The 12,468-nt window shown below is 71.0% G+C and carries 2 protein-coding genes (1 of these 2 cut by a window edge); both read right to left on the bottom strand.

Annotation, left to right across the window (positions count from 1 at the left end):
- Positions 1 to 117 precede the first annotated feature (117 nt).
- Positions 118 to 3,504, bottom strand: coding sequence for a right-handed parallel beta-helix repeat-containing protein (locus LR393_RS01830; RefSeq protein ID WP_231481090.1), 3,387 nt, complete (start codon positions 3,502 to 3,504; stop codon positions 118 to 120).
- A gap of 161 nt (positions 3,505 to 3,665) precedes the next feature.
- A protein-coding gene (locus LR393_RS01825) for a hypothetical protein (RefSeq protein ID WP_231481089.1) crosses the window boundary here: on the bottom strand, positions 3,666 to 12,468 show its 3' portion. The gene runs 43,547 nt beyond the window's last position; the window shows 8,803 of its 52,350 coding nt (coding positions 43,548-52,350); its start codon lies beyond the right edge, outside the window; it ends in the stop codon at positions 3,666 to 3,668.

The following is a 12,468-nucleotide window of genomic DNA, read 5'->3' as shown; positions in this document are numbered from 1 at the left end:
ATTCCTCGTGCTCACGACGTCCGGCCGCGTCCGGCCGGCTTGCCTTACCCTTCACGGCTGCGCCCAAGGGCAGGGTTCACCGACCGGGAGGCCGGACCCCTGATCCGCTCAATCAGTTCAGACCCGGGCCAGGGCCCCGCTCACGTCCTGGGGCCCGAGCATCTGCATGTCCTCGATCGACGGGGAGGCGATGGTGCGCATCCGGCTGGCCTGACGGGTGATGGACTTGTCCAGCACCTGCCGGGCGTACCGCCCGTTACCGAAGTGCGAGCCGCGGTCCACCTGGGCGAAGTGCTGGCGCACGATCTGCAGGGCCTGCGGGGCGGGCTCGTAACCACCGGCCACGGCGAGCCGCTGGAAGATCGAGACCAGCTCGTCGGGCTCGTAGGAGGGGAACTCGATGCGATGGCTGAACCGCGAGGCCAGGCCCACGTTCGCGTTCAGGAACTGCTCCATGTCCCCGGTGTACCCCGCGGCGATGACGACGATCTCGTCCCGGTGGTCCTCCATCAGCTTGACCAGGGTGTCGATGGCCTCCCGGCCGAAGTCGTTCCCCGCGCCGGGCGGCGACAGGGTGTACGCCTCGTCGATGAAGAGCACACCGCCGCGGGCCCGGTTGAACACCTCCAGCGTCTTGCGCGCCGTGTGACCGACGTACTGACCGACCAGATCGGCCCGCGCCACCTCGATCATCTGACCGCTCGACAGCACCCCCATCGCGCTCAGCAGCTCGCCGTAGAGCCGGGCCACCGTGGTCTTGCCGGTGCCGGGCGGCCCGGAGAAGATCAGGTGCCGGGACATCGACGGCGCGGGCAGCCCGGCCTCGATCCGCGCCTTGGCCGAGGCGATCAGGTCGACCAGGTCGGACACCTCGCGCTTCACGTCGGCCAGGCCGATCATCGCCTCCAGCTGCTCCAGCAGGGCGTCGACCAGGCGGCGCCGGTTCACGGTCGCCTCCTGGCCGCCCACCTCGTCGGAGAGGTCCTCGGGCAGCAGCCGGGCCAGCTCGATCTCCGCGATGTGCGGCGTGGCGGCCAGACGGTAGGCCTGACGGCCCAGCATCTCCTCGAACACCAGCCGCGCCGCCCGCGCGTTACCGAACGTCTCCGTCCGGGGCATCTTCTCGAAGACCCGGCGCAACGCCTCCTGCGTCTCGTACTCCAGCGCATAGTGGTTCTTGCGGCACAGCCGCTCCACGATCGTCACCAGTTCGTCACTGCTGTAACTCTCGAACTCGATCGTCTTGGTGAAGCGCGAATCCAGACCGGGGTTCTGGCCCATGAAGGCACGCATGTTCGGCGCATAACCGGCCACGATCACCACCAGCTCGTCCCGGTGATCCTCCATCAGCTTCACCAGCGTGTCGATCGCCTCACGACCGAAATCCTGACTACTACCGTCCGGCGGAGCCAGCGTGTACGCCTCATCAATGAAAAGAACGCCCCCGATGGCCTCCTCGATCTTCTTCGTGGTCTTCACCGCCGTACCACCGATGTGCTCGGCCACCAGATCCGCCCGCGCCACCTCGACCATCTGACCGGTCTCGATCACGCCCAGGGCCGCCAGCACCCGGCCGTAGAGCCGGGCCACCGTGGTCTTACCGGTACCGGGCGGACCGGCGAAGACCAGGTGCCGCGACATCCGCGGTGACTCCAGGCCCGCGTTCGAGCGGCGCCGGGCGATCCGGTGCAGCCCGACCAGGGTGCCCACCTCACGCTTCACGGCGTCCAGGCCGACCAGCGCGTCCAGTTCGGCGAGCAGGGAGCTCACCGGGTCGTCCGGGGCTCCTCCCCCGCCGCCCGGAAGAGCTGACGGCCCCCGGGGCCCGGACGGCCCGGACCCGACCGCGCCGGGGCCCACCGGCGTCCCCTGTTCGAAGCCCCCCGGAGCACCGGACCGGGATCCGGGACCCGGCCCCGCCCCGAAGGATTCGGGTTCCGGTTCGGGGGCTGCCCCGGTGTCCACGTCGATCGCGGTGAACGCCTTCGCCGGGACCATGAGATTGACCGGCTCACCGCCGTTCCCGCGGATCGAGAGGCTGCGCAGCAGGATGTCCTTGGTACTGCTGACCACGATGCCGTCACCGCCGTTACCGACGATCTCACCGTGCTCGAACGTCCCGCCGGACCCGGGTTCGAAACGCACTCCGGCGCCGCCGCAGTCGATCACCCGGCCGCGCTCCACGGTGACCCGGGCCCCGATCTCCACCTGGAGGCCGGTGCCGGACACCTCCAGCACCTCGGAGGAGATGATGGACGGGGTGGCCGTCTCGGTGACCAGGATGCCGGTGCGGCCACCGCGGACCCGCGACCCCTGCACCGTGGTGGCCGCCGTACCGCCCAGCCGGATGCCGTACTGGGAGGCTCCGATCACCTCGGTCTGCTCGATCCGGCCGGCGCCCGCGGTCGCGTGCACACCGGTCTGGATCTCCTCGATCCGCAGGTCGCGCAGAGTCGGCGCGGAGGTCTCGTCGATCGCGACGCCCACCGGCGTCCGGCGGATCGTGACCCCGTCCAGCATCGGTGTGGACGAGCCGGTGCAGATCACCCCGGCCGCGTCGTTGTCGGAGATCTCGCCCCCGGACACGACGGTCACGGCGGTGCCGGACATCGCCACCGCGATGGCGCCGCCACCGGTGATCCGGGTGCGCCTCAGCTCGCCCCGGGCCCGTCCGTCCGCCCGTACCGCGTGCCCGGCCGGTGCGTCGATCACACAGTCGGTCAGGACCGGTGCGCCCTGGTCGAAGATCATCACGCCGTGTGCCTCAGCGCCCCGGAACTCGCAGGACTCCGCCGTCGGGGTGCCCTGCTCGCCGACGTAGAGCGACACCTGACAGCCCTCGGTCACCGTGCGCCGCAGCGTGATCCGGCTCGCGCCCTGGGCCACCACGGCGGGCCCGGTGGTGCCGGAGATGTGGCCGTTCTCGAACACCGCCCGGCTCTGCCCCGCCGAGGCCAGGCCGATGCCGCGCACGTTCGAGATCGTGCAGTCCCGGAACACCGGCGCGCAGTCGCCGGACAGCACGATCCCGTTGCCCTCGATGTCGTCCACCGTGGTACGGGTGATCTCGCCGGAGCCGTCCTCGACGATGATGCCCGCACCGGCGGAGTTACCGACCCGGCAGCGGTCCATCATCAGCCGGCCGCCCCGCAGGTGCACGGCCGCCACCCCGGAGGTGCGGATCGTGCAGCGTTCCAGGCGCAGCAGACCACCCGCCATCTGGATCATCGGCAGGTCGGCGTCGCCGCCCCGCAACTCCAGGTCCCGCAGCACCACCGCGCCCCGGGCCACGAGCAGACCGCCGCCCTCGGGGACCTCGATCGTCACCGTGCCCGGGCCCTCCTCGGCCACGACCGTGACGTTGGAGGTGATCACCAGCTTCTCCCGGTACACGCCGGGGCGCACCGCGATCGTCGAACCGGGGGTCGCCGTGGCCAGGGCCCGGGCGATCGTGGTCAGGCAGTCGGGCTCGGTCGCGGAGACCGAGATCACGGCCGCGGTCATGACCCGGCCCCTTCGACACGCTCGCCCACCAGGAACCGCGGCAGCACCAGACCGTCCTCCGTCATCCGTACACGGGGACGCCGGCCGGGGAGCGGGCGTCCTCTCATCGCAGACACGAGCAGGTCAGGCCGCAGGGTTCAGCCGCCCTTTAGGTTCGGCGGTCACTGCCAGGTCGGGTGCCCGGTCGGGGTGAAACCCGCCGGGCCCATGGACTGCGGCTGGAACGAGGCGGGCAGGCCGAGCCGCGCGGCGACGAGCCCACGGATGGCGGCGGCCAGCCCCCCGTTCTCCCGGGAGAGGGTACGGGCCTCGTCCGCGAGGTCGAACGCCTCCTGGGTCCAGTCCATCGCCATCCACATCAGGGTGTCCGAGGCCTCCATGCTGAAGAACGGGACGCTGACCTGGGTCCCGTTCCGGCCGGTCACCTGGTTGGTCGGCAGCAGACGGGACTCCTCGGCCGCCAGGGACCGGCCGTCCGGTGCCATCTCCAGGTCGACCAACGTCATCAGGCCGAACACCTTCTGCAACCCGATGGCACCATCCACGTTCTGCCTGAACGCCGAGGTGACGAAGTCGTACGGGGTGAAGTGCTCGGGGCCTCCGAGGATGCGGTACTGACCGTCGCTGAGCTGCATCCCCAGCCAGGCACCCGGATGGGCGCCCAGGTCCGGACGGCCGGTCAGGGCCTGCTCGCGTTGGCCCGCGAAGGCCCCCAGGTAGCGGGCCTCGAGGTCGGCGTTGCGCCGCAGGTAGTCCTGGGCCTGCGCCGGCAGCTGGCCGACCAGCGTCAGCAGCTCGTGCCGGCTCAGCTGCACGACCGAGTTCTTCCCGAGGATCTGCGCACCGTTCGTCGGCGAGGGCTGCACCTCGGTCCAGGCCGCGCCGGCAGCGTGCGTGTACGCGGTCAGGAGCACACCATGCGTCTCCAGGCTCTCCTCGAAGGCCCGGAAGTGGGTCAGCTCCTGCGCCGACAGGGTGAGCGCACCCGGCGCGTACACGCCGGGACCGGCCAGCTCGTCAACGGCGATGTTCACCTGATCCTGCAGGAAGCGGTTCACCCCCTCGTTCGCGTACTGGGCACCGTTCTCCACGCTGCGTACGGCGAACCGGACCTGCGAGACGTCTCCCGCCCTGGCCGCGGCGGCCATCTGGGCCAGCGCGGTGCGGCCCGCCAGCGGGACGCTCTCGGTGATCTGGAGCTGGTTGTCGTGCTCGTAGGCGGGCTGGGTGTAGACCAGCCGCTGGTTGGCGAAGGCCGGGCTGACCGTGACGTCGTCACCCGTCAGTTCCGCCCACAGACGCTGGGTGGCATCGGCCGCACCGCCCTGCTGACGCGCACCCCAGCTCTGGAAGTACCGCGCGGTGCCCTGGCTGAGCGGGGCGATCGTCTGGGCGACCGTCAGACCCTTGCTACCCGCGTACTGCAGCCACGACACCAGGGCCTTCTGGTTCTCGTGCAGTGTCCGCACCTGCGGGCGCGGCATCCCCTCCTCCTGGTCCGCCGCGGTGCCCGGGGCGGTCTTCACCTCGATGATGAAGGCGTCGCGCGTGCCCTGCGGCTGCTGGCCCGTGACCCGCCCCAGTACGTGCCGGTGCGGATAGGTCGTGCCGTCCGGCGCCAGTGCAATCCCGGGCCGCCAGTCGATCTTCATCGTCAGCCCGAGGCCGCTCAGCACCGCGACCTCCAGACCCTGCACACCCTGCCGGACAGACCCCGGAGGTGGCTGGATCCCGACGCCAGTCTCCGTCTCGAAGCCCATGAGCCCCGGTGTTCCCGAGCTGGGGTCGAGAACAGCGTCCGCCGTACTGCTCACCGCATCGCCGGAAACATCGCCCGTGGTCTCCGGACCGAGGTTCAGCACCAGGCCGTCGGGACCGACCACCAGAACCCGCGCGTCCACCGGGTACAGCGGGGCGTTGGACGCCGGCAGCCCGTCCGGGCCTGTCGTCCCGTCCACGGCCGGGGCGAGCCGGGCTCCGGGCGCGTTCTGCAGTTCCGCCCAGAACAGCTGCCCGCCGCGGTTCATCAGCGCGAATGCGTGCGGGGGCCGGCCCGGCTGCCGGGAGTACATGAACGCCGTCGAACCCGGGCCACCCGCACGCACGGCCCGGGCCACGGGAGCCCACGAGGAACCGGCCCGGTACCAGCCCTGCGCGCCCATCTGCTGCGCCGCCTGCATCTCCGGGGTCAGGGCGTCGTCCATCATCGCCGGCCTCTGCGACCGGGCCCCGTACAGGTTCCGGTGCAGGTACTGGATCCGGATCAGGCAGTCCGGCGTACCGTTCCAGGCCTGCGGGAAGAGCCGGTTCAGAAGCGTTTCCGTCGATTCCCGGACGCCGGACGGGGCCACGGCCGGATCGGTGCCGATCACCGGTGCCGTATCCGCGGGGTCTGTGGTCACCCCGGCCGGAACGGTGGACGAGCTGGTGGCCGGTGGGGCGGTCGCCCGGTCCGAGTAGGCCGGGGGGTCGGTCCGGTCCGAGTAGGCCGGCGGCTCGTCGGCGGGCCGGGTCTCGAGCTCGGCGACCGCCTCGGCGACATCGCCGCGCAGGGAGGCCAGTTCGCGATTGTCGTAGGCGTTCGCGTACATCCACTCCAGGCGGTCGGACAACCCCAGCCCGCGAGCCCGCTGGAACAGGTCGATCCCCAGCACCACCGGCAGCGCGGTCTGGGCGGAAGGACGCCGGTTCTCGTCGGTCCAGAGTGTGTAGAACCCCGGTTGCTCCTCCCGGGTGATCTCGAACGGGATGTCGACGGATTCCTGCGCCGGCAGGTCCCGGGCGGCGGCCGGGCCCAGCGCGGTGTTCCACTGCCGGGTCTCGAGCCGCACGACGACCCGGTCGAGAGCGACCGTGCCCGCGGTCCCTTCGCGCTGTTCCCGGGTGAGATGCAGCGTGCCCACGGTGGTCACCGTCTCCACCCGGCCCGACCGGGTGTAGCGCGACGTGGTCATGGGCGGCAGCTCGATGCTGCTGCGGCCTCCCTGGGCCAGACGGATCAGCCCGGGCACGGACACCGCGTCGCGCAGCCCCTGCTGGAAGGCCTGTACCTGGGCGGCGTTGAGCACCACCCGGCCGCCCGGGCGGGTCACGTCGGCCGTGGCGTTTGCGTCCGGCTGCTGGTCGTTAGGCGCGATCTCGCCGAAACCGGCTGTCGTCAGTTGTGTCCGGGCCAGGTCGAGCAGCCGTTCCTGGTCGCTGCGGCCGGCGTCGACACGGGCGGGCCAAGTCAGCCCCGCCGCTGCGGCCGACGGCGGGAAGCTCGGCTCGGCGATGCTGTGGTGCTGTTCGGCGTAGTGGGTGACCGTGCCATCCGCGAGCACCTCGGGCGCGGCGACCACACGCCGCCAGGAGCCGCCCCGGGTGCTCACCGGGAAACCATCCGTCTCCGGCCGGGTCAGCTCGCCCGGCGAGTACACCAGGTCCAGACCGTGCCGAATCGCGAGGTACTGGGCGGTGGCCGCCGAGAGCCCCGCCACCAGCAGCCACACCTGTCCCTGTCCCGGACGCGGCAACTGGCCGCGCATCCCCTCGAGCACCGCGTCGATGTCCGCCACGACGGCCGGGTCGGCCTCCGGACGGCCGGAACTGCCGACCCACTCCACGAAAACCGGCGTTTCGGTGGGAAGCTGGGTGGTCGAGGCCTCGGCGAGAGCCTTGGGCGACTCGGCGATCCGCACCCCTCGCCGGGCGCCCGGCACCCAGCCGACCCGGGAGGCGGCCGGTACGGGCAGCGGGGCGAGCGATGCCGTGCTCCGCCGGGCCTCGAGGTACGACTGCTCCCGGGCACCGTCGGTGGTCGGGTCCGAGACGGCGTGGCCCAGGGCCACCTCCGTCTGCACCTCGCCGCTGCGCCCCAGCCACTCGATGCTGCGCTGCACCGAGATCTCGTAACGGGCTGCCTGGCCCGGGTTCGGGGTGGTGCGGGCTAGGGACACGAATACGGCTTCCTGGACCCGCTGGTCGCCGCGGACGAGAGGCCGGCTGAAACTCGAGCGCCCGCCACCGGCCGCGACCTCGCCCAGCGACCTCGGGGAGAGCCAGGCGTGCAGGTCCATCTGCATCTGCTGGGCCTCCCGGAACGAGGTACCGGCCCGCGGCGGCAGAGCGGGCCGGCCGTTCGCGACGAAGTCCTCCCAGCCCTGGACGTCCGAGCGTTCCGGAAGCACCCAGTTCACACCGGCGTTCTCGAACGCGGCGCGCAGCAGGTGCAGTGCCCGTTCGTGGTCCGCCCAGGCGGGATCCGGCTGATAGCCGGCGTCCCACCACTGTGGCTCGCCCGTGGGATCGGTCCCTTCACCACGCATCGGCGGGAAGCTGCGCAGGTGGGTCTCGCCCTGCCGGAACACGTTCGCCCCCGGCCCGAACACCTGGGTCTGGACCCGGCGGAACCGGCCGCCGTCGGCCGGCTCGATCCAGTGACTGAGCCCGGAGACACGCAGTTCCAGACCGCCGGCCAGGTACAGCAGGTCCAGCCCGAAGTGCTCGGCCAGATGAGCCGCCATGGTCGGCGTGACGTTCGGGAAGGCCAGGGTCATCGGCAGAATCTGCCCGGCCGTGGTGCGCGGGGGCAGACTGTCGATATACGCCCGGATCTGCCCGCGCAACTGGTCAAGGTATCGGCCGGGACGACTCTCGAGCGCGGCCGGGTCACCGCTCCAGACCAGCAGGTGACGCCGTCCGGCCGGGAGGCTGCTCTGGAAGACATCATGTCCGGGCAAAGGTGAGTCGTCCCGGCCGGCGTGCACCACGGCGTAGCCGGGGGCGGTGTTGGTCATCCGCCACTGGCGGGCCTGGAGGGCAGCCAGGCCCCGGGCCACGATCCGCCCGCCCGATGCGGCGGCCGAGGACGGACCGGCGGCGCTGCTGCTCCCGGCTCCTTCCGTTCCCGGCACCGTTCCCGGCACCGTTCTCGGTTCCGGGCGGCCCCCACCCGGCAGCCAGAACTTCTGCCCGACGTGGGCCTCGGCGACCTCCTTGACGAAGTCCGCCATCGTCCGGCGCCCAGGCACGGACCGCAGCATCAGACGAGCGGCCAGCGCGTTCACCCGGTCCCGCGAAGGGACCGCCACGCCTGGGGCACTGTGATCGAGATACGTGTATACCCGGTTGTAGAAGTCGCTCGGCAGGCCGTCCCGGAAGACCCGCTGCTCCGAGGCCAACTCCTGGCCGGTCTGGGCCAGCCTCGACGGTTCCGGTGCCGCGAACGGGCGACCGCCGGCTTCGGTCAGTACCACCCGGGGAACGTCCAGGCTCAGCGGGTCACCGTCGGGAACCCGCATCCGCAGGGGCAGCTCACTCAGAGGACGCCAGACGGCACCACCCTCGGCACCCGCGTCGAACCATTCCGAAGCCGCGTCGTCACGCCTACGCACCCGGATCGCTGGGCTCCCCTCGACCGGAACCGGGGACACGGCAGGGCCGTTCCCGCTCGGGTGCGTGGGGACGGAGGGGAGGATCCAGGCGGACGAGCCAACTCCCAGCGCGGTCAGCAGAGAATTGAGACCGGTGAGCGACCAGACCGACGCCATCGACGTCACCTGGTCCTGCGTAACCCCGGCCGGGGCGGTCTGGAAGCCGGAAACCATCGTGAGAGATTCGGTTTCGGTCGGTCGCTTCTCACCGGGCGGGTTCGTCCCGGCCGTGACCCAGGGGGCGACAGCAGGCTTCACCTCAGACTCGAACGCGGGATTCACATCGGACTCGACCGCAGAATTCTCCGCCGCCGGTGCCAACTCTCCGGACTCGTCCTCCTCCGTGATCGTCGTCATCGGCGGGGCCGGGCGCTCCGGACGCGGGGCGAGCGCCGGGGCGTCGTGGAAGAAGCCGTCGAACTCGTCCATCGCCTTGAACCGCTCCACGTCGGCGGCCAGGAGCCGCCCGATGAAGCCCTGATTGACGTCCACAGCGAGATGGGCGTTGTCGGGGCCGTGCAGCGCGACAGTCACGTCGAACGCGTAGTACCCGAACTTCTGGGTCTGTTCCTCGTTGCGCTCCAGTACGTTCCGCGAGTCGGCGGCGTAGCCGGACGTGTGCTCGGTGTCCCGGGCGAAACCACCCTCGCCCTCGTCCGCCCGGTGGGCGTGATGGTTGTGGTAGCCGACCAGCGCGTCGATCTTGAAGTGGGTACCGGCCGAGCGTTCCCGTTCGTGCTCCTGATCGCGCGCCGTCTGGACATAGTTACGGGCCTTGATCTCCGCCTCGGTCAGCTTGACCGCCCGGTTCAGCCGCAGGCCGGTGATCACATTGCCCTTGGCCAGCGGGATCTTGTGCTCGTGCGTCAGCAGTCGCGGAACCCGCGCCCGCAGGCTGGTGCTGCCCGCGGCCTCCGCCAGCACCGCGCCGCGGGCCGTGGCCAGCTCGAACCCGGGCGGGGCGTTGTCCGGGTCGAGCGCCAGGTGCGCCTCCTTCACCGTGACCAGCGGTGCGTGCGTCGCGATGATCCGGTCGGCCGGCAGGTCCACCGGCTGAACGACGCGGGCGATCTGCCGGCCCCGGTCGTCGGCGGTGACGTTCTCCGCCCGTGAGTTCAGCGGTGTCACACCGAGCCGACCCGGCGCCGGACGCAGTCGTACGAGGTTCGGATTCTGCTGCCGGGTCACGTGTTCCGGAACCAGAAGGCTCACCGATCCGGTCGAGTTCACCGGAGCGGCACTCCAGAGGGCCCGGCCGGAGTACCAGAAGTCGGCTGCGTTCAGGCGCAGCGCGTCCTGGCCGGTGAGCGCGCTCATCGCCTCGGCCAGGCCGAGGAATCCCCGCCGGGTCCCCGACAGCAGGTGCCGGATCCCGGCCGGTAGCTCCAGCGTGCCGACCGCCGTGACCTTGAACCGCATCCCGTGCCGGAACTCGTAGGAGCGGTCCCGCATCGTGGCCCGGGCGATGTACTTGGCGTCGATCTTCTCCGAGTCCTGCTCGCCCCGGCCCCAGTGCGCGCCGGCCTCGACCGAGCCACCACCCAGCCAGCTCGGGGCGAAACCGGCCGCGTAGCCGATGCCCTCGACCCCCGCCGAGGTGTGCACCGAATGCTTCTCGGTAGCGCCTTCCAGCCCCTGGCTGCGCAGCATCAGTTTCACGTCACGACGGTGGTGCACCTCGTGGGCGGGGACCAGGTCCGCGGTCACCCGCACCCCGACGTACCGCACCGCCCCGAACCCGGCGTCCATCGGGATCCACGCCACCACACCGGTACCGAGCAGCAGCAGGTGCTGGCGCTCCAGGTTCTCCTCGGAGAACCGGGAGCGCAGGATCTTCATCGTCGCGGTACTGGTCAGATGCTCGTTCTTGGCCAGCACCTGCTTGTCCCGCAGCATTTTCACTGCCCCGGACAGCACGTCCGGCGCGCTCAGCGTCTCGGCGTGCGATGAACCGATGGCCAGGTTCGGGTGGACGTAGGTGCGGTCGTCCACCAGCGTGGCATCGGCGGGCCGGGCGTCGGCGGGCCGGGGCAGGCCCAGCTCCACGGCCACCCGGTCGGGCACCACGAAGTCCAGAGCCTGCTCCACGTGCAGGAATCCGGCGACGCCGGGACGCACTTGGTGACCACCCGGCTTGGACCGCACAATGCTCGTCTCGAACACGACCCCCGAGTTGTAGGAGTGGCTGACGCCGCCGTAGGTGGCCCGCGCGACGTCGGCGCCGCCGGCCCGCTCCTCACTCTCGTTCGTCCACTTCCTGATGGTCTGCGCGGCGGCCTGAAGCTTGACCGCGTCGGTACCGCGCCGGGCCTCGTCCTCGATCATCTCGCCGGTGTCGGTCCCGTCGTCCGGCGTCTTCTTCAGCCGCACCCGCGGGCCGACCGCCGCACCGGCCCCCAGGTTCCAGTTCGAGGACCGGCCCCGACTCACCTTGCTGATCGAGCTGGCGTAGAACTCCAGCTCCACGTCCTCACCGGAGCGTTCCCGGGTCAGGTCGACCACGTGCGCCTTCACGGTCAGCGTGTAGTCGTAGCCGTCGTGCGAGGGCAGGTCCGTGCTCGCGCCGTCCTTACCCGTGTACGCGCCGAACTGGGCCTCGATCGCGCTGGAACGGGTGGCGTCCAGAATCTCCTGGGGCACGTCCCACATGGCCTGCGGCTCCGGAAGTCCGGTGCGGCGCGCGTACTCCCGGCCGATGAACATGGCCAGATCGGGCATCGCGACGAGCTTCGGCATCACCGTCGGCGCCGACGCGCCGAGCCGGGTGACGCGGGAGACCGGCGGTGCGATCAGCAGCTCCCGGGTGCGGCCGACGTTCATGATCTGTCGCAGAGTCGGTGCCTGCGACGGCTGATGCGGTTCCGGCACCGCGACCCGGCCGGTCACACCGTCGCCCGACACCTGACGTCGGAAGATCGTGCCCTGGGTGCGCACCACGTCCGTCGCCGTGCGCCTGACCTTCGAGATCCGCACCGCCACCTCGAACGTCAGGCCCTTGACGATCTCAGCGACGGAACCCTCGGTCTCGGTGCGACGGTAGCCCTTGGCGGTCGTCCCCAGGCCCATCTTGCGAGAACTGTCCCAGCCACCCGCGAAGAGGACGCGGCCGAGCTCGACGCCGACGCTCTTGGGGCCCAGCCGGGCCCGGCCGTCCACGATGAACTCGAACCCGGCGCCGTCGCTGCGCTCGACCGACACGGTCTGGCCCGAGGTCACCCGGGAGTTGACGGTGAGGTCGTGCTCCTCCACACCGAGCGTCGGCCCCTGATGGCCCCGGACGAAGACGTCGATCTCGAACCCGTCGAACGTGGTCCGGTACACCACACCGGTCAGCGTGTGCGTGTAGTCGTCCTCCAGACCGGGAACCCCGAAGCTGAAGTCGAGTTCCCGGTCGATCTGGGCCCATTGGTCGGTACGGGTCAGCTTGTCGCCGAACCGCCTGAGAATCGAGGAGTGGATGAGGGGCAGCACGCCCTCGCCGCCGGTGATCCGGGTGCTGTGCCCCAGGCCGGTACCGAGCCCCGAGGCCACTGCGGCGGGCTCGCGCGGG

Origin of the sequence: Kineosporia mesophila, assembly GCF_021129235.1 — a bacterium.
Classification (GTDB): domain Bacteria; phylum Actinomycetota; class Actinomycetes; order Actinomycetales; family Kineosporiaceae; genus Kineosporia; species Kineosporia mesophila.
Note: the sequence above shows the minus strand (reverse complement) of the source record. Positions and strands in the feature narration are given on the sequence as shown.